General features: G+C 72.3%; 15 protein-coding genes. 6 read left to right on the plus strand and 9 right to left on the minus strand.

Features of this window, described 5'->3' with window-relative positions:
* The first annotated feature begins 9 nt into the window (after positions 1 to 9).
* Complete coding sequence (locus tag ACWXWW_RS12660; RefSeq protein WP_455970150.1) at positions 10 to 423, plus strand: VOC family protein; 414 nt, start codon at positions 10 to 12, stop codon at positions 421 to 423.
* Between the two features lie 51 nt (positions 424 to 474).
* On the opposite strand, the gene glpK is transcribed toward ACWXWW_RS12660, so the two are convergent.
* The 3 genes from glpK to ACWXWW_RS12675 form a co-directional block, all read right to left on the minus strand.
* Positions 475 to 1,989: a glycerol kinase GlpK gene (gene glpK / locus ACWXWW_RS12665; RefSeq protein ID WP_455970151.1), complete on the minus strand. Its 1,515-nt coding sequence runs from the start codon at positions 1,987 to 1,989 to the stop codon at positions 475 to 477.
* A gap of 39 nt (positions 1,990 to 2,028) precedes the next feature.
* Positions 2,029 to 2,784, minus strand: coding sequence for an MIP/aquaporin family protein (locus ACWXWW_RS12670; protein WP_324011437.1), 756 nt, complete (start codon positions 2,782 to 2,784; stop codon positions 2,029 to 2,031).
* A gap of 108 nt (positions 2,785 to 2,892) precedes the next feature.
* Positions 2,893 to 4,599: a glycerol-3-phosphate dehydrogenase/oxidase gene (locus ACWXWW_RS12675; RefSeq protein WP_271171711.1), complete on the minus strand. Its 1,707-nt coding sequence runs from the start codon at positions 4,597 to 4,599 to the stop codon at positions 2,893 to 2,895.
* A gap of 109 nt (positions 4,600 to 4,708) precedes the next feature.
* On the opposite strand from ACWXWW_RS12675, the gene ACWXWW_RS12680 reads away from it, so the two are divergent.
* On the plus strand, positions 4,709 to 5,683 hold the full coding sequence (locus ACWXWW_RS12680) for a sugar-binding transcriptional regulator (protein WP_455970152.1): 975 nt from the start codon (positions 4,709 to 4,711) through the stop codon (positions 5,681 to 5,683).
* Between the two features lie 12 nt (positions 5,684 to 5,695).
* Here the strand turns inward: ACWXWW_RS12680 and ACWXWW_RS12685 are convergent, their stop codons facing one another.
* The 6 genes from ACWXWW_RS12685 to ACWXWW_RS12710 all read right to left on the minus strand — a co-directional run bounded on the left by ACWXWW_RS12685 (position 5,696) and on the right by ACWXWW_RS12710 (position 11,822).
* The gene (locus ACWXWW_RS12685; protein WP_324014883.1) at positions 5,696 to 6,583 is read right to left on the minus strand and encodes a siderophore-interacting protein; all 888 of its coding nucleotides are present in this window, start codon (positions 6,581 to 6,583) and stop codon (positions 5,696 to 5,698) included.
* Between the two features lie 10 nt (positions 6,584 to 6,593).
* Positions 6,594 to 7,436: an ABC transporter ATP-binding protein gene (locus tag ACWXWW_RS12690; protein ID WP_455970153.1), complete on the minus strand. Its 843-nt coding sequence runs from the start codon at positions 7,434 to 7,436 to the stop codon at positions 6,594 to 6,596.
* Complete coding sequence (locus ACWXWW_RS12695) at positions 7,433 to 8,491, minus strand: FecCD family ABC transporter permease (protein ID WP_455970154.1); 1,059 nt, start codon at positions 8,489 to 8,491, stop codon at positions 7,433 to 7,435. The genes ACWXWW_RS12690 and ACWXWW_RS12695 overlap by 4 nt, the downstream gene beginning before the upstream one ends.
* Positions 8,492 to 8,504: 13 nt before the next feature.
* The gene (locus ACWXWW_RS12700) at positions 8,505 to 9,554 is read right to left on the minus strand and encodes a FecCD family ABC transporter permease (protein ID WP_455970155.1); all 1,050 of its coding nucleotides are present in this window, start codon (positions 9,552 to 9,554) and stop codon (positions 8,505 to 8,507) included.
* Positions 9,551 to 10,585, minus strand: coding sequence for an iron-siderophore ABC transporter substrate-binding protein (locus ACWXWW_RS12705; protein WP_455970156.1), 1,035 nt, complete (start codon positions 10,583 to 10,585; stop codon positions 9,551 to 9,553). Before ACWXWW_RS12705 ends, ACWXWW_RS12700 begins: the two co-directional genes overlap by 4 nt.
* 82 nt (positions 10,586 to 10,667) lie before the next feature.
* Positions 10,668 to 11,822, minus strand: coding sequence for a glutamate--cysteine ligase (locus ACWXWW_RS12710; RefSeq protein ID WP_455970157.1), 1,155 nt, complete (start codon positions 11,820 to 11,822; stop codon positions 10,668 to 10,670).
* Positions 11,823 to 12,010: 188 nt separating this feature from the next.
* On the opposite strand from ACWXWW_RS12710, the gene rpsP reads away from it, so the two are divergent.
* From rpsP to ACWXWW_RS12730, 4 genes are all read left to right on the plus strand, one after another.
* Complete coding sequence (gene rpsP, locus ACWXWW_RS12715; protein ID WP_271171718.1) at positions 12,011 to 12,424, plus strand: 30S ribosomal protein S16; 414 nt, start codon at positions 12,011 to 12,013, stop codon at positions 12,422 to 12,424.
* A gap of 5 nt (positions 12,425 to 12,429) precedes the next feature.
* The gene (locus tag ACWXWW_RS12720) at positions 12,430 to 12,660 is read left to right on the plus strand and encodes an RNA-binding protein (protein ID WP_271171719.1); all 231 of its coding nucleotides are present in this window, start codon (positions 12,430 to 12,432) and stop codon (positions 12,658 to 12,660) included.
* A complete protein-coding gene (gene rimM / locus ACWXWW_RS12725) occupies positions 12,660 to 13,250 on the plus strand; it encodes a ribosome maturation factor RimM (protein WP_282977621.1) in 591 nt (196 codons plus the stop codon). The genes ACWXWW_RS12720 and rimM overlap by 1 nt, the downstream gene beginning before the upstream one ends.
* A 118-nt stretch (positions 13,251 to 13,368) precedes the next feature.
* A complete protein-coding gene (locus tag ACWXWW_RS12730; RefSeq protein ID WP_455970158.1) occupies positions 13,369 to 17,409 on the plus strand; it encodes a molybdopterin-dependent oxidoreductase in 4,041 nt (1,346 codons plus the stop codon).
* Positions 17,410 to 17,458 lie beyond the last annotated feature (49 nt).

The raw sequence follows: 17,458 nt of genomic DNA on the forward strand, positions 1-17,458 counted from the left end.
ACTGGCGCCATGGACCAGCGGATCAGCCTCATCACGCTCGTGGTCGACGACGTCGCGGCCTCGCGGCGGTTCTACATCGACGGACTCGGATGGCGCGCGGAGTTCGAGGCGCCCGGGGAGGTGCTCATGATCCGCGTGGGGGAGCGGCTCCTCCTCTCCCTCTGGGATCGCGCTCACGCCGAGGAGGAGATCGGCGCGGTCACCCGCGGAGGCACGCCGCCGGTCACGCTCGCGCACAACGTCGCCGAGCCCGCGCAGGTCGACGCCGTGCTCGCGCAGGCGCGGACGGCCGGCGCGACGGCCGTCTTCGCGGCGCAGCAGCGCGCGTGGGGCGGCTACTCCGGCTACTTCGCCGACCCCGACGGCTTCCGATGGGAGGTCGCCGTCAACCCGTCGCCCCTGGGCGAGAGCCTGCTGCCCTGACACGACGGCGGGCCCGGAGGATCGCTCCTCCGGGCCCGCCGTGCGCACAGGTCACGCGACGTCGTCGTCGACCCAGTCCATCGACTTCGTGACGGCCTTGCGCCACTGCCGAAGCAGGCGGTCGCGCTCGCCCTCGTCCATCGTCGGCTCCCAGCGCTTGTCCTCCTGCCAGTTCGCGGACAGGTCGTCGAGGCCGTTCCAGAAGCCCACGGCGAGGCCTGCGGCGTAGGCAGCGCCGAGCGCCGTCGTCTCGGCGACGACGGGGCGGACGACTGGCACGCCGAGGACATCGGCCTGGAACTGCATGAGCGCGTCGTTGGCGACCATGCCGCCGTCGACCTTGAGCTCGGTGAGGTCCACGCCCGCGTCGGCGTTCACGGCGTCGAGCACGTCGCGCGTCTGGTACGCCACGGCCTCGAGGGCGGCGCGCGCGATGTGGTTCCGGTTCGCGTAGCGGGTCAGGCCCACGATCGCACCGCGCGCATCCGGCCGCCAGTACGGAGCGAACAGGCCCGAGAACGCGGGGACGATGTACACGCCGCCGTTGTCCTCGACCTGGCGCGCGAGCTCCTCGACCTCGGGCGCCGTCTGGATGATCCCGAGCTGATCCCGCAGCCACTGGATGAGCGAGCCCGTGACCGCGATCGAGCCCTCCAGGGCGTAGTGCGTCGGCCCGTCGCCGAGCTTGTAGCCGACGGTCGTGAGGAGCCCGTTCTTCGAGTGGACGATGTCCTCGCCCGTGTTGAAGATGAGGAAGCAGCCCGTGCCGTAGGTGTTCTTGCTCTCGCCCTTCTGGAAGGCGGCCTGGCCGAACGTCGCGGCCTGCTGGTCGCCCAGGATGCCGGCGATGGGGGTCTCGCGCAGGAGCGACGAGCTCTCGGCCGCGCCGTAGACCTCGGAGGACGAGCGGATCTCGGGCATCATCGAGCGCGGCACGCCGAACGCCTCGAGGATGTCGTCGCGCCACTCGAGCGTCTCGAGGTCCATGAACATCGTGCGCGACGCGTTCGTCACGTCGGTGACGTGGACGCCGCCGTCCGTCCCGCCGGTGAGGTTCCAGAGCACCCACGAGTCGGTCGTGCCGAACGCGAGGTCGCCCGCCTCGGCCTTCTCGCGCGCGCCCTCGACGTTCTCGAGGATCCACGTGATCTTCGTGCCGGAGAAGTAGGTGGCGAGCGGGAGGCCGACCACCTGCTTGAACCGGTCGCCGCCCCCGTCGGCCGCCAGGCGGTCGACGATGTCCTGCGTGCGCGTGTCCTGCCAGACGATCGCGTTGTAGACCGGCTTGCCGGTCGTGCGGTCCCACACGACGGCCGTCTCGCGCTGGTTCGTGATGCCCACCGCCGCGATGTCGTGGCGGGTGAGGTCTGCGCGGCTCAGCGCGAGGCCGATGACCTCCTGCACGTTGCGCCAGATCTCGATCGGGTCGTGCTCGACCCAGCCGGCCTTCGGCAGGATCTGCTCGTGCTCCTTCTGACCGGTCGCGACGATGCTGCCCTTCTTGTCGAAGATGATCGCGCGGCTCGACGTCGTGCCCTGGTCGATCGCGATGATGTAGTCGGCCATGGTGATTCTCCTTTGAACGCGGATGCGGATGGCGGGTGCTCAGGCGGCGAGGCCGAGGAGCGCGGGTGCGGCGAGGGCGGCGATCGCGCCGCCGATGAGCGGGCCCACGACGGGGACCCACGAGTAGCCCCAGTCGCTCGAGCCCTTGCCCTTGATGGGCAGGATGGCGTGCGCGATGCGCGGGCCGAGGTCGCGGGCCGGGTTGATCGCGTAGCCCGTGGGGCCGCCGAGCGAGGCGCCGATGCTGACGACGAGCAGCGCGACCGGCAGGGCCGTGAGCGGGCCGAGGCCGCCGGGCACGCCCACCTCGATGTCGCCGTAGTCGGCGAACGCGAAGATGATGAACACGAGCACGAACGTGCCGATGATCTCGGTGATGAGGTTGTGGCCGTAGGAGCGGATGGCCGGGCCCGTCGAGAACACGCCCAGCTTGTTCGCGGGGTCCTCCTCGACGTCGAAGTGCTGGCGGTAGGCCGCCCAGCACAGGACAGCGCCGATGATCGCGCCGACGAGCTCGGCGGCCGTGGCCACGAGGAACATCGTGAAGGTGATCTTGCCCGCGAGGAGCAGGCCGATGCCGACGGCGGGGTTGAGGATCGCGCCGGAGTACGCGGAGGCGAGCACGCCCGCGAAGACCGCGAGGCCCCATCCCCAGTTCACCATCAGGAAGCCGCCGCCGAAGCCCTTGTTCTTCGCGAGCACGACGTTCGCGACGACGCCGCATCCGAGCAGGATCAGCATCCCCGTTCCGACCATCTCGGACAGGAAGTAGAGCCCGAGGTTCACTTCGTTCATGTCTTCTTCGACCTTTCGTGAGTGCGGCGGCCCCTCTGCCGTTGCACGGGAGTGAGCGGAGATGTCTCCGGTCGGGGCCCCGAGGAGGGAGGCCCCTGCGACCGTGCGTCAGTGACGCGTGCGGTCGGGGATCGTGAGTCCGTGGAAGTCGTTGAGGATCGTGCGGGCCTGCTCGACCTCATCATCGCGCCGAGCGGCGTCCCAGCCGAGCAGCGGCGCGAGCGCGTCGGCCAGCTCGTCGAGGATGTCCGCGTCCGCGCCTCCCGTGAAGGCGATGCTCGTGCGGCGCAGCACGACGTCGGCGAGGTGGACGACGTGCTCGTCCTGCACCATCCACGCCAGTTCGCGCGTGGAGAGGTCGCCGCGCGCGAGCGGCGCGTCGTCGCCCTGGGCGATGAAGTCCCAGACGGCCGCGGCGCGCGTGCCGTACCGCGTGAGAAGGGCGTCGGCGCGCTCGCCCGCTCCGGCGAGGTGCGCGGAGGTCCACGCCCGGCGGTCGGCCGGCGTGCGCGGGAAGTCGCGGCCGCCGCCGATCGGGCGACCGGCCGTCTTGACGGTGCGGGTGCGGCCGAGGAGGTCGAGGACCGTGTTCGACAGCGACTCGCCGAGCGCGCGGAAGGTCGTCCACTTGCCGCCCACGAGGCTGAGGAGCGGGACGCGCCCCGAGCGGTCGATCTCGACCCGGTAGTCGCGCGAGACGAAGCCGGGTGCGGTGTCCTCGTGGCGGGGGAGCGGGCGGATGCCCGCGAAGCGGTAGACGATCTGGCCGCGGTCGACGGCGATCTGGGGGAAGACGTGGTGGATGAGGTCGAAGAAGTAGTCGACCTCCTCCTCGGTGCACACCGCCGGCGTGCTCGGGTCGGCGTCGATGTCGGTCGTCCCCACGAGCACCCGGCCCTTGAGCGGGTAGATGAGCACGATGCGCCCGTCCGAGTGCTCGAAGAAGATCTCGCGCCCCTTGGTCGCCGCGAGCAGCTCGGGGTGATCGAGGACGATGTGCGAGCCCTTCGTGCCGCCCATGAAGCGCGTCTCGGTGCCGAGCGCCTCGTTCGTGAGGTCGGTCCACGGGCCCGACGCGTTCACGACGACGTCCGCCGCGATGGGGAACGTCTCGCCGGTCTCCCGGTCGCGCACGATCACGCCGTCGTCGGTGCGGCCGACGGCCTCGACGTAGTTGAGCGCCTGCGCCCCCGGGTGCGCCGCGATGCCGTCGAGCAGGACGTCGAGCGCGAGGCGCTCGGGGTCGTGCATCGACGCGTCGAAGTACGTCGCCGTGTACTTGATCCTGGGGTCGAGGGCGGGAAGCTCCTCGAGCGACCTGCGGCGGCCGAGGAAGCGGTGCCGCGGCACCATGCCGCCGTCGCGCGAGAAGGTGTCGTAGATGGTCAGGCCGATCTTGATGAGCGCGGCCCCGCGCTCCTGCGGCTTGCCCGATCGGTGCGTGAGGAAGCGCATGGGCGCCGAGAGGATGCCCGAGAAGGTCGAGTAGATCGGGATCGTCGTCTCGAGCGGCTTGACGTAGTGCGGGGCGATCTTGAGGAGTCCGTTGCGCTCCTGGACCGATTCCTGGACGAGGCGGAACTCGCCGTTCTCGAGGTAGCGGATGCCGCCGTGGATCATGTGGCTCGACGCCGAGGAGGCTCCCGAGGCGAAGTCGCCCCGCTCGACGAGCACGACATCGACGCCCTGCAGGGCGAGGTCGCGGAAGGTCGAGATGCCGTTGATGCCGCCGCCGATGATGAGGACCGTCGTGCGGCCGGTCTCGCGGACGGCCGCGACGGACGGGCGCTCGGCGGAAGGACGGGAATCGATCATCGTCGACCTCTCTTCTGTGTCGGTTCGGGTATAGCCTCGGACCCGAGGACACAAGTGCACAACTCGACTGCACATATGTGCAGCGGGGGCGCGGCGGAGAGGTGGCGGAATGGACGCGGAGAGGCCGGGAGCCCGGGATGCGAAGCTCGTGCAGGCGCTCAAGGCCGCGCAGCTCTACTACATGCAGGACCGCACGATGGAGGCGATCGCGCGCGAGCTCGGCACGTCCCGCTCGTCGGTCTCGCGCCTGCTGAGCCACGCGCGGGACATCGGGCTCGTGGACATCCGGATCAACTCGCCGCTCGAGCGCGGGGGCATGCTCGAGCAGCGGGTGAGCGAGCGGTTCCGGGTGGCCGCGCACGTCGTGCCCGTGCCCGCGAACGTGAGCGAGGTCGATCGCCTCGAGCGCGTCGCGATGACGGCCGCGCGTCTGACGGCGCAGTTCGTCGACTCGAACATGATCGTGGGCGTCGCATGGGGATCGACGCTGAGCGCCGTGAGCCGCAACCTCCCCCAGAAGGAGACCCACAACACGACCGTCGTCCAGCTCAACGGCGCGGGCAACACGCAGACGACCGGCGTCGAGTACTCGAGCGAGATCCTGCAGCGGTTCGGGCATGCGTTCGGCGCGAAGGTGCAGCAGTTCCCGGTGCCCGCGTTCTTCGACGACCCGGCCACGCGTGAGGCGATGTGGCGCGAGCGGAGCACCCGGCGGGTGCTCGACCTGCAGGCGCGCATGGATCTCGCGCTCTTCAGCCTGGGCTCGCCGTCCGCCGAGGTCCCCAGCCGGGTCTACGTCGGGGGCTACCTCGACCGGGACGACTACCGGAGCCTCTCGGAGGACCGCGTCATCGGCGACGTCGCGACGGTGTTCTTCCGGGCGGACGGCAACTGGCGCGACGTGCGGCTCAACGCGCGCGCGACGGGCCCGACCCTCGACCGCCTGCGCCGCGTGCCGCGTCGCGTGTGCGTGGTCGCCGGCGCGCACAAGCTCGCGAGCCTGCGCGCCGCGCTCGGCGCGGGGCTGGCCACCGACGTCGTGCTCGACGAGGCCCTCGCGAACCGCCTCCTCGACGCGAGCTGAGGGCGCCCCCGGTCAGATCTCGGATCGGCCGAGACGCCAGTAGCCCATGAACGCCACGGCGCGGCGGTCGACGCCGTGCTCGCTCACGAGGTGACGCCGCAGCGTCTTGATGCCGGCCGACTCGCCCGCGAGCCACGCGTAGAGCGGAGCGCTCCGGAGCGCCGTCGCGCCCTTCCTCCTCGTCGGCACGTCCCACAGGATCTCGCTGTCGACGTCGATCTCCTCCACCTCGGAGCCGCGGCCCGGCGCGCACAGCGCGGGCGCGACATCCCGCACCGTCTGCACGAGGTGCTCGTTGCGCTGCCGGGAGCCGCGCCCTGTCACGTGCACCGCGAACCCGGGGTGGTCGGGCAGGTAGGCGGCGTCGCGATCGTCCGGCACCTCGAGGACGACCGTGCCCCGCGCGGTGCGGGGGAGCTGCTCGAGGATCACCGCGATCGCGGGCGCGGCCGTCTCGTCTCCCGCGAGCAGGACGTGCTCGACCTCGGCCGGCGGCACGAAGTCGACGCCGAGGCTCACGCCCTCGCGCTCGACCGTCGGCGCGAGGATGAGCAGCTCGTCGCCCACCTGCGCGCTCTGGATCCACGCCGAGGCAGGGCCCGAGACGTCGTGCGCGACCATGTCGACGTCGACCTCGCGGAGGTCGCCGCGCACGGCGCGCGTCGTGTAGGTCCGGAACGGAGGACGGCGATCGACCGGGAGCTCTCGCCAGGTCGTGTACCAGTCCTCGCCCGTCGGCATGTCGTCGATCGACGCCGTCGCGCTCGGGAAGACGACCTTGATGCGCTGGTCGAAGCCGGGGTCGCCGTAGCGGTGCAGCTGCTCGCCCGTGAACGTGAAGCGCCGGAAGCTGGGGGTGAGGTCGGCGATGCGCGCGACGGACACGCGGAAGAACTCCATGTCGGACACGTCAGACTCCTGTCGGGGTGGAGTGCTCGGCCGTGAGCGCGGCGGGGAGCACGTGGTGGCGGCCGCGGGGGAGCACGAGGGGCGTGCCCGAGACCGGGTCGGTGATGACGAGCGCGTCGAGGTCGAACACGTCGGAGATGAGCTCGCTCGTGACGACGTCGCCGGGTGCGCCTGAGGCGATGAGCCGTCCGGCGCGGAGCGCGAAGAGGTGGTCGGCGTACCGGGCCGCGAGGTTGATGTCGTGGAGCACCATGACGATGGTCGTCCCGCGGCGCCGGTTGAGGTCGGTGAGCAGATCGAGCACCTCGATCTGGTGCGTGACGTCGAGGAAGGTCGTGGGCTCGTCGAGGAGGAGGATGCCCGTCTGCTGTGCGAGGGCCATGGCGATCCACACGCGCTGGCGCTGGCCGCCCGACAGCTCGTCGACCGACCGGTCGGCGAGATCGGCGATGCCGGTCGCCTCGAGCGCCTCGGCGACCGCGCGCTCGTCCTCGGCGGTCCACGAGCGGAAGAGCTTCTGGTGCGGATGGCGGCCGCGTCCGACGAGGTCGGCGACGGCGATGCCCTCGGGCGCGATCGGCTGCTGGGGCAGGAGCCCCAGCGTGCGCGCGAGCTGCTTGGTGGGGACCTCGTCGATGCGGCGCCCGTCGAGGACGACGCCGCCGCTGCGCGCGGGGATCAGCCGGGAGATGGTCTTGAGCAGCGTCGACTTGCCGCACGCGTTGGCGCCCACGATGACGCTGATGCGCCCGGCGGGGACGACGAGGTCGACGCCGTCGACGATCGTGCGGCCGCCGTAGCCGGCGACGAGGGACTGTGCTTCGAGGGTGTGCTGCACCGTCATGAGGAACCTCCGAGGCGGCTCGTGCGGACGAGGAGGAAGAGCAGATAGGGGGCGCCGAGGATGCCGGTGATCACGCCGACGGGGAACTTCGTGTCGAACGCGAACTGGCCGAGGAGGTCGGCGCCGAGGACGAGGCAGCCGCCCACGACGGCCGCCGGCACGGCGAGTGAGGCGCCGGGGCCGACGATGCGCGCGGCGATCGGCCCGGCCAGGAACGCGACGAACGCGATGGGCCCCGTGGTGGCGGTGGCGAAGCACGCGAGCGCGACGGCGGCGAGCACGAGCAGGATGCGCGCGCGGTCGACGCGCACGCCGAGCGCGGTGGCCGAGGCGTCGCCGAGCTCGAGCGCGCGCAGGTCCCGCGAGAGGAGCAGCACGAGGGGCAGGAGGATCGCGACCGCGACGGCGAGCGGCACGACGTCGTCCATCTTGACGCCGTTGAGACTGCCGGTGAGCCAGCGCATCGCGACCGGGACATCCCATTCCGCCGCGCGCGAGATGACGAACGCCACGACCGAGTCGAGCATCGCGCCGATGCCGATCCCGATGAGGATCAGCCGGCCGCCGGTCGACTCCCCGCCCCTGGCCGTCGCGTAGATGACGGCGGCTGTGCCGACTCCCACGACGAGCGAGAGGAGCATCGTCGCGCCGGCCGACCAGTGCAGGACGACGAGGGCGACCACCGCTGCGGCGCTCGCTCCCGACGTGATGCCGATCACGTCGGGGCTCGCGAGCGGATTGCGCAGCATGGTCTGGAAGGTCGAGCCGGCCAGGCCGAACGCGAGCCCCGCGAGCGCCCCGGCGATGGCCCGCGGGACGCGCAGCGTGCCGACCGTGAACGACGCGCCGGGGACATCCGCGCCGAGGATCACGGCGAGGACGTCGCCCACGGGGTAGATCGTGCGGCCGAGCATGAGCATCGCGCCGAACAGGGCGACGAGCAGCACCGCGAGCACGGCGAGGGCGATCGCGCGGCGCCGTGAGCGGCGCCGGCGGCCGGCGCGCAGCGGCTCGACGACGTCGGGCGTCGCGGGCGCGGGAGCGAGGACGGTCATGGCGGGCTTTCGGTCAGAGGGCCTTCATGCGCGTGCGCCGCGCGATGAGGACGAGGACGGGGGCGCCGAGGAAGGCGGTGACGATGCCGGCCTCGACCTCGCCCGGCGAGCCGATCACGCGGCCGATCGTGTCGGCGAGGGTGAGGAGGACGGCGCCGCCGACGGCGGAGAGGGGGAGAAGCCACCGCTGGTCGGGGCCCGACAGGAGACGCACGACGTGCGGCACCATGAGGCCCACGAAGGCGATGGGCCCTGCGATGGCCGTGACGCCCGCGCACAGGACGACGCCGGCCGCGGCGGCGATGGCCCGGGTGCGCCCGACGCGGACGCCGAGCCCGACCGCCACGTCGTCGCCGAGGGCGAGCGCGTTGAGTGCGGGCGAGGCGAGGAGGGCGACGAGCGCGGCCGCGGCCAGCAGCGGCACGATCACGGCCATCGTGTCCCAGCTCGCGCCGCCCACGCCGCCGACCTGCCAGAAGCGGAACTCGTTCATCGCCTGCGCGCGCGGCAGCAGCACGGCGCTCACGAGCGAGGACAGCGCGGCGGTCGTCGCCGCGCCGGCGAGCGCGAGCTTGATGGGCGTCGCTCCGCCGGGCCCGATCGAGCCGATCACGTAGACGAACGCCGCGGCCAGGCTCGCACCCGCGAGGGCGAGGCCGAGGTACGCCCACGTCGACGAGATGCCGAGGAAGGCGATGCCGCACACCACGAACAGCGAGGCGCCGGTGTTGACGCCGAGGATGCCCGGATCCGCGATGGGATTGCGCGTGACCGCCTGCATGAGCGCGCCGGAGAGCGCGAGAGCGGCTCCCGCGACGAGCGCGAGCACGGTCCGGGGGATGCGCTCCTGCACGGCGATCGCGCCGAGCTGCTGCGCGACCTCCCCCCGCGTCCAGGCCGCGAGGCCCTCGAGGATCTCCGGAAGGGCGACCGTCCGCGAGCCGAACGCGAGCGAGAAGACGGCGGCGACGGCGATCGCGAGGACGCCGCCGATGACGAGGGCGACGCGCCGCACCGCCTCCGGCTTCGAGACGGAGGCGGTGCGGTGCTCCGCGAGTGTCACTCGGCCTTCGCCGCCGCGTCGCTCAGCAGCCCGACGTACTCGTCGAGCATCCACGGGATGGACAGGGCGGTCGGCGAGACCGCGCTGGAGAGGGCATCGCCCATGCCGACGGCGACGACCGCGCCGTTCTGGACCGCAGGGATCGTGCTCCACAGCGGGTCGGCCTGGAGGGCCGGGAGGAGGTCGTCGCCGCCGTACGCGACGATCACGTCGACGTCGGAGAGCCGGTCGACGTTCTCGGCGCTGAAGTCGGCGTAGAACGACCCGTCGGCTCCGGCCTCCTCGACGATGGTCGGCGTGTCGAAGCCGAGGTCGCCGAGGAACGCGGCGCGCGTGTCGCCCGCGGCGTACACGGAGCCGGTGGAGAGGTCGGCCGCGCTGAGGGACAGGAATGCGGCCGTCTTGCCCTCGAAGCCCGCGTCCGCGGTCGCCTCGGCGATCTGCTCGTCGATGTCGGCGATGAGGGCCTCGGCCTCGTCGGCGAGCCCGAGGGCCGCGCCGTCGAGGCGGATCGTCTCGCGCCACGGCGTGTACCAGGGCACGTCCGGGTACGCGACGACCGGCGCGATCTCGCTGAGCGTCGCGTAGTCGTCCTCGGTGATCCCGGAGTGAGCGGCCAGGATCACGTCGGGCGCGGTGTCGGCGATCGCCTCGAAGTCGATGCCGGCGGACGTGTCGAAGATCACCGGCTCCTCGGCGCCGAGCTCCTCGTACGCGTCGAGCGACCACTCGTAGAGGCCGAGCCCGTCGCTCTGGTCGAACGACCAGGTCTGGTCGTCGGCGCCCACGGGGGCCACACCGAGGGCGAGGGCCGCGTCGTGGTTGCCCCATCCGATCGCGGCGACGCGCTCGGGCGCGCTCTCGATCGTCGTCGCGCCGAGCGCGTGCTCGATCTCGACCGGGAAGGAGCCCTCGGCCGGCGAACCCGCGTCCGCGTCGGGGTCAGTGGTCGCGGAGGAGGAGGCGCAGGCCGTCAGGGCGGCGGCGGCGGTGAGGGTCGCGGCGAGCGCGACAGCACGTGTGGAACGCACAGGGGTGCCTTTCATCGTGAGGCCGGAGCCTCGGCGTCGGGTACTGAGCTTAGGCTACCCTAATGCACCCGCCGCCCGTGCATCACCCCCGCGGGGTGGGAGGGAGAGCGCGCCCCTGTGCGAACTCCGCCATGAGGTGCGCGACGACGGCGCGCAGGTCTCCGCCCGTCGCCTCGGCGACCGCGGCCTGCCGTGCGTAGCTCGCTCCGCCCTCGAGCATGTCGCCGATGCCCGCGAGCTCGGCCGCGCATCCGAGCTGCTCCGCGATGGGGAGCAGATCATCGAGCGCCTCCGCGAGATGGTCCCGCACCGGCCGCTGCGCGCCCGACCGATCCACGACGACATCGGCGTCGAGTCCGTACCGCGCGGCCCGCCACTTGTTCTCGCGCACGTACCAGGGCTGCAGGACGAGAGGGGTCCGCCCGGAGTCGAGTGCGCGCGAGAAGGCCTCCACGAGCGTCTGGGTGAAGGCGGCGACCGCGGCGAGCTCGGCGGCCGTCGACATCCCGTCGCACACCCTCACCTCGACCGTGCCCCAGCGCGGCGCCGGGCGGATGTCCCAGCGGACCTCGGTCTCGTCGGCCATGACCCCCGCTCGCGTCATGTCGTCGACGTACCCCTCGAAGTCCGACCACGCGTCCAGCTGCCAGGGGAGCCCCGCGGTCGGCAGCTGCTGGAAGACGAGGGCCCGGTTCGAGGCGTACCCCGTGCGCTCGCCCGCCCAGAACGGGCTCGACGCGGAGAGGGCCTGGAAATGCGGGAGGAACGTCGTGAGCGCGCCGACGATCGGCATGACCTTGGCGACGTCCTCCACGCCGACGTGCACGTGCACGCCCCAGATCATCATGTTGCGCCCCCACCACTGCGTGCGCTCGATGAGGGAGTGATATCGCGTCTTGTCGGTGACGGCCTGGTCGTACCACTGCGCGAACGGATGGCTCCCCGCCGACAGCAGCGCCACGCCGAGCGGGTCGGCGTGGGCGCGGACGACGTCGACGGCGGCGGAGATGTCGTCGAGGGCCTCGGCGACCGTCGTGCCCACGCCGCTGGTCACCTCGACCGTGTTCGTCAGGAGCTCGCCGGTGACCGTGAAGCGCTCGCGCTCGGTCGCCGCGGCGAGCGCGTCGACGATCTCGGGCCCGCGCCCGACGAGCTCGCCGCTGTCGCGATCGGCGAGCATGAGCTCCCACTCGACGCCCACGGACGAGCGGGCGGAGCGGGCGAAGCGCAGCGTCATGCGCTCAGCCTCGCACAGACGACTCGCGTGGCGGATGGTTCGCGCCTCGGTGCGTCATCTGGCAGAATGGAGGGTCGGACCAGCTGCTCGACCCTCTATCCAGCAGCCGGACCACCCTCAGAGCTTCCGCCGGCGTGCACCCCACGCGCAGGGCGACGTTCGATCCCTCTTCACCACACAGGAGAATCGTGGCTGTCAAGATCCGTCTCAAGCGCCTGGGCAAGATCCGTGCGCCCTACTACCGCATCGTCGTCGCCGACTCGCGCACCAAGCGCGATGGTCGCGTGATCGAGGAGATCGGCAAGTACCACCCGACCGAGGAGCCCTCGTTCATCGAGGTCGACTCGGAGCGTGCGCAGTACTGGCTCTCCGTGGGCGCTCAGCCCACCGAGCAGGTCCGCGCCATCCTCAAGATCACGGGCGACTGGGGCACGTTCAAGGGCGACAAGGACGCCAAGAGCACGCTGAAGACCGCCGAGGAGAAGGCCGCGTACGCGCCCGACTCGTCGAAGAAGTCGGTCGTCAAGCCGCAGGCGCCGAAGAAGGCGGAGGAGCCCGCCGAGGCTCCCGCCGCCGAGGCCGACGCCGAGTCGGCAGAGTAGTCGTCGTGCTGGCTGCCGCGCTCGAGCACGTCGTCAAGGGGATCGTGGATCACCCGGACGACGTGAGGATCGTCGCCTCGTCGTCGCCGCGGGGGGATGTGCTGGAAGTGCACGTCCACGCGGATGACCGGGGGCGCGTCATCGGGCGCGGCGGCCGCACGGCCAAGGCTCTTCGCACCGTGATCTCGGCGCTCGCCGACGGACGGCGCGTGCGCGTCGACGTGGCGGACGACTGATGGCCGACCGGTCTGGCTCCGCGAAGAACCAGCTGCGCGTCGGGCGCATCCTCAAGGCCCACGGCCTCAAGGGCGCCCTCAAGCTCGAGCTGTACACCGACGACCCCGACGGACGATTCGTCCCGGGAGCCTCGTTCGCCCTCCAGGTGCCCGAGCAGTCGAAGTGGCACGGCCGCTCCGTCACGGTCCGCGAGTTCCGCTGGATGAACTCCGCCCCCGTCGTGTTCTTCGAGGGCGTCGACGACCGCGACGAGGCGGAGAGCCTCGTCCGCGCCATCCTCTGGATCGACCAGGACGACGACGCCGAGCAGCCCGAGCCGGACGCGTGGTACGACCACCAGCTCGTGGGCCTCGACGTCGTCCGCGACGGCGTCTCGGTCGGGCGCGTGGCCCGCGTCGACCACCTCCCCGCACAGGATCTCCTCATCGTGAAGTCCGGCGAGCGCGAGGTGATGGTCCCGTTCGTCTCGGCCATCGTCCCCGAGGTCGACATCGCCGCGGGGCGCATCGCGATCACGCCGCCCGCAGGGCTCTTCGAGGACCTCGCCGACGACGACGCCTCGACGGAGAGCGCGCCCGCGTCGGAGTGACCTGAGGCGCGCCGCGCGCGGCGCCTCACAATCGGCCTGCGCCGCCCGTGCGGCGAACGTCACGACGGGGAAACGGCGCGGGAAAGGGAGCGGAACCTCCCTCCCGCATCATCGGTGCATGCCCTCACGCACCGTCTGCTCCTACTGCGGCGTGGGCTGCGGCATCGTCGTCGAGACGCGACCCGACGCGTCGGGCCGCGCGGCGGTCGCGACCGTGTCGGGCGACCGTGCGCACCCGACGAACCGCGGCCGTCTCTGCACGAAGGGCGCCACGCACGCCGAGCTGATGGCGGCGCCCGGGCGCATGACGACGGCCCTGCTGCGGCCCTCGCGCGGCGCCGACGCGGTGCCCGTGCCACGGGACACCGCGATCGAGGAGGCGGGACGACGCCTGCGCGCGATCATCGACGAGCACGGGCCCGACGCGGTCGCGGTCTACGTCTCGGGCCAGATGTCGATGGAGGCGCAGTACCTCTCCAACAAGCTCGTCAAGGGGTGGATCCGCGGGATCCACATCGAGTCGAACTCGCGGCTGTGCATGGCCTCCGCCGGGACCGGCTACAAGCAGTCCCTCGGCGCGGACGGCCCTCCCGGCTCGTACGAGGACATCGACCGCGCCGACCTCTTCCTCGTGATCGGGTCGAACACGGCCGACTGCCATCCGATCCTCTTCCTCCGGATGGCCGACCGCCTGAAGGCGGGCGCGCGCCTCATCGTCGTCGACCCGCGCCGCACGGCCACCGCCGACCGGGCCGACCTGTTCCTCCAGATCGCGCCGGGGACCGACCTGGCCCTGCTCAACGGCCTGCTGCACCTGCTCGTCGCGGAGGGCGCGATCGACGAGCGGTTCATCGCCGAGCACACCGAGGGGTGGGACGCGATGGCGCCCCTCCTGGCCGACTACCCGCCCGACGCGGTGGCGCGCATCACGGGCCTCGCCGAGGAGGACATCCGCACGGCCGCCCGCTGGATCGCGGAGGCGGGCGAGTGGATGACGCTCTGGACGATGGGGCTCAACCAGTCGACGCACGGCACGTGGAGCACGAACGCCATCTGCAACCTCCACCTCGCCACGGGCGCGATCTGCCGTCCCGGCAGCGGCCCGTTCTCCCTCACGGGCCAGCCGAACGCCATGGGCGGGCGCGAGATGGGCTACATGGGGCCGGGTCTCCCCGGACAGCGTGCGGTCTTCAGCGCAGAGGACCGCGCGTTCGCGGAGGGGATCTGGGGGCTCGAGGCGGGCGCGATCCGCGCGGAGTCGGGCACGGGCACGATCGACATGTACCGCGACATGGCGGATGGCCGGATCAAGGCCGCGTGGATCATCTGCACGAATCCGGTCGCATCCGTCGCGAACCGCGACACGGTCATCCGCGCACTCGAGACCGCCGAGCTCGTGATCGTGCAGGACGTGTTCGCGCAGACCGCGACCGCCGCGTACGCCGACATCCTCCTGCCGGCGACGCTGTGGGTCGAGTCGGAGGGCGTGACGGTGAACTCCGACCGGACGCTGACGCTCGTCCAGGCGGTCGCGGACGCGCCGGGCGATGCCCGGCCCGACTGGCAGACGATCTGCGACGTCGCACGCGCGATGGGGTACGAGCGGGGGTTCGCGTTCGCGTCGGCGGAAGAGGTCTTCGACGAGATCCGGCGGTTCTGGAACCCGCAGACGGGGTGGGATGTGCGCGGTATCGACTACGCGCGGCTCCGCGGCGGGCCCGTGCAGTGGCCGTGCCCTCCCGAGGACGCCGCCGACCGCCATCCGATCCGCTACCTGAACGACGGCGTGAGCCAGCGCCCGCACACGGCGTCCGACGGCACCACGCCGCGCCTGGCGTTCCCGACGCCGTCGCGGCGCGCGCAGTTCCTGCCGCGGCCGCATGTCGCGCCCGCCGAGATGCCCGACGACGCGTTCCCCTTCGTGCTCAACACCGGACGCCTCCAGCACCAGTGGCACACGATGACGAAGACCGGGCGGATCGCGAAGCTGAACCGGCTGAATCCGGGCCCGTTCGTGGAGATCCACCCCGCGGATGCCGAGGAGCTCGGGATCGGCGACGGCGACGAGCTCGAGGTCGCGTCGCGGCGCGGGCGCTTCGTCGCGCCCGCGGTCGTCACCGACCGCGTGCGCCCCGGCGGCCTGTTCGCGCCGTTCCACTGGAACGACGAGCACGGCGAGGACCGCACCGTGAACGCCGTGACGAGCGACGCGGTCGACGCCGACTCCCGCCAGCCCGAGTTCAAGATCGCTGCGGTCTCGGTGCGCCGGATCGCGCCGGCCGCGTCCGCCGCTCCCGCGGCGCCGGAGGCGACCGCGGCGCCGGGCCTGCCGGCCTTCGCGGTCGCGGCGCCCGAGCCAGCGCCCGCCGAGCAGGTCTACCTCGCCGGCTTCCTCTCGGGGCTGGCCTCGACCCCGCCGCCGGCCGGACTCGTGCCGGTGCTGCCCGCGACGGCTCCGCTCTCCGACGACGTGCGCGCATGGTTCGACGGGGTGCTCGCGGGCGTCTACTCGCGCGTCCCGGCCGCGCGCGCCGAGCCGACGGGACCCGAGGTGACCGTGCTGTGGGCGTCGCAGACGGGCAACGCCGAGGAGTTCGCGCACGCGTGCGTCGCGGCCGTCGCCGAGCGCGGCATGCGCGGGCGGCTCGTCGGGATGGACGCGTTCCGCGCCGCGGACCTGGCCGATGTCGAGCGCCTCCTCGTCGTGACCTCGACCTTCGGCACCGGGGGGCCGCCGGACAACGGCTCCGCCTTCTGGGACGAGCTGCGCGGAGAGGACGCGCCGCGGCTGGACGGCCTGCCGTACGCCGTGCTCGCGATGGGCGACTCGACCTACGACGACTTCTGCGGGCACGGGCGCAGCATCGACCAGCGCCTGCGCGAGCTGGGCGCCGTCGCGCTCGTCGAGCGCGTGGACTGCGAGCCGTTCGACGATCTCCCCGCGGCGCAGTGGCTCGAGCGGGCGCTCTCCGCGATCGCGGGAGCCGAGGCGCCGCCGCCGGCGGCGGCACCCGCTGCGCCCGCACCCGCTCCCGCGGCGCCGTTCACGCGACGCAACCCGCTCGGCGCGCCCCTCGCGCTCAACGTCCTGCTGAGCGGAGACGGCTCGCAGAAGGAGGTCCGGCGCATCGGGTTCGACCTCGCAGAGGCGGGCGTCTCGTACGAGGCCGGCGACGCGCTCGGCGTGGTGTGCGACAACGCCCCCGAAGTCGTCGCCGACTGGCTCGACGCCGCCGGGCTCGACCCGGCGGCCGTGGTGCACGTCGACGGGCAGGACCAGCTCTTCGAGCACGTGCTCCGCACGCGGTTCGACATCACCCGGATCGGGCCGGACCTCCTCGCCTTCGTGTCCGAGCGCAATCGCGACACGACGCTCGCCGCGCTCCTGCGCCGCGACAGCCGGCACCGTCTCGAGCAGCACCTGTGGGGCATGCACGCGGCCGACCTGCTGCGGGAGTTCCCCGTGACGGCCGCTCCCGAGGAGTGGGTCGAGGTGCTCGGGCGGCTCGCGCCGCGACAGTACTCGATCTCGTCGAGCCCGAAGGAGGGGCACGGCCGCGTCGAGCTGACGGTGTCGGTGGTCCGCTTCCGCACGGACGACGACCGCGCGCGCGGCGGCGTGTGCTCGACCTTCCTCGCCGACCGGGCGCAGGAGGGCGCCGTGCCGATCTACCTGCAGCGCTCGGCCCACTTCCGGCCCCCGGCCGATCCCGCCGCTCCCATGATCATGATCGGCCCTGGCACGGGCATCGCGCCCTTCCGGGGCTTCCTCCACGACCGACGCGCCGACGGGCACACGGGGCGCAACTGGCTGTTCTTCGGCGAGCAGCACGAGGCGACGGACTTCTACTACCGCGACGAGCTCGTCGGCATGCACGAGGACGGCTTCCTCACCCGGCTCGACACCGCGTTCTCGCGCGATCAGCGTCAGAAGATCTACGTGCAGGACCGCATGCGCGAGCACGGCGCCGAGCTGTGGCGCTGGCTCCAGGAGGGCGCGAGCGTCTTCGTCTGCGGCGACGCCGAGCGGATGGCCAAGGACGTCGACCACGCGCTGCTGGAGATCGCGCGGGTGCACGGCGGCCTGGGCGAGGACGACGCCCTGCAGTTCAAGAAGGAGCTGACGGCGGACCGCCGGTACGTGCGCGACGTCTACTGAGCGCGGATACGACGATGGCCCGGTCTCGAGACCGGGCCATCGTCGTATC

It is taken from the genome of Microbacterium sp. KNMS, assembly GCF_053851835.1.

Coding starts and splice junctions, on each gene's coding strand:
- ACWXWW_RS12660 (WP_455970150.1), top strand. CDS start 10: ATGGACCAGCGGATCAGCCTCATCACGCTCGTGGTCGACGACGTCGCG.
- glpK (WP_455970151.1), bottom strand. CDS start 1,989: ATGGCCGACTACATCATCGCGATCGACCAGGGCACGACGTCGAGCCGC.
- ACWXWW_RS12670 (WP_324011437.1), bottom strand. CDS start 2,784: ATGAACGAAGTGAACCTCGGGCTCTACTTCCTGTCCGAGATGGTCGGA.
- ACWXWW_RS12675 (WP_271171711.1), bottom strand. CDS start 4,599: ATGATCGATTCCCGTCCTTCCGCCGAGCGCCCGTCCGTCGCGGCCGTC.
- ACWXWW_RS12680 (WP_455970152.1), top strand. CDS start 4,709: ATGGACGCGGAGAGGCCGGGAGCCCGGGATGCGAAGCTCGTGCAGGCG.
- ACWXWW_RS12685 (WP_324014883.1), bottom strand. CDS start 6,583: ATGGAGTTCTTCCGCGTGTCCGTCGCGCGCATCGCCGACCTCACCCCC.
- ACWXWW_RS12690 (WP_455970153.1), bottom strand. CDS start 7,436: ATGACGGTGCAGCACACCCTCGAAGCACAGTCCCTCGTCGCCGGCTAC.
- ACWXWW_RS12695 (WP_455970154.1), bottom strand. CDS start 8,491: ATGACCGTCCTCGCTCCCGCGCCCGCGACGCCCGACGTCGTCGAGCCG.
- ACWXWW_RS12710 (WP_455970157.1), bottom strand. CDS start 11,822: ATGACGCTGCGCTTCGCCCGCTCCGCCCGCTCGTCCGTGGGCGTCGAG.
- rimM (WP_282977621.1), top strand. CDS start 12,660: ATGGCCGACCGGTCTGGCTCCGCGAAGAACCAGCTGCGCGTCGGGCGC.
- ACWXWW_RS12730 (WP_455970158.1), top strand. CDS start 13,369: ATGCCCTCACGCACCGTCTGCTCCTACTGCGGCGTGGGCTGCGGCATC.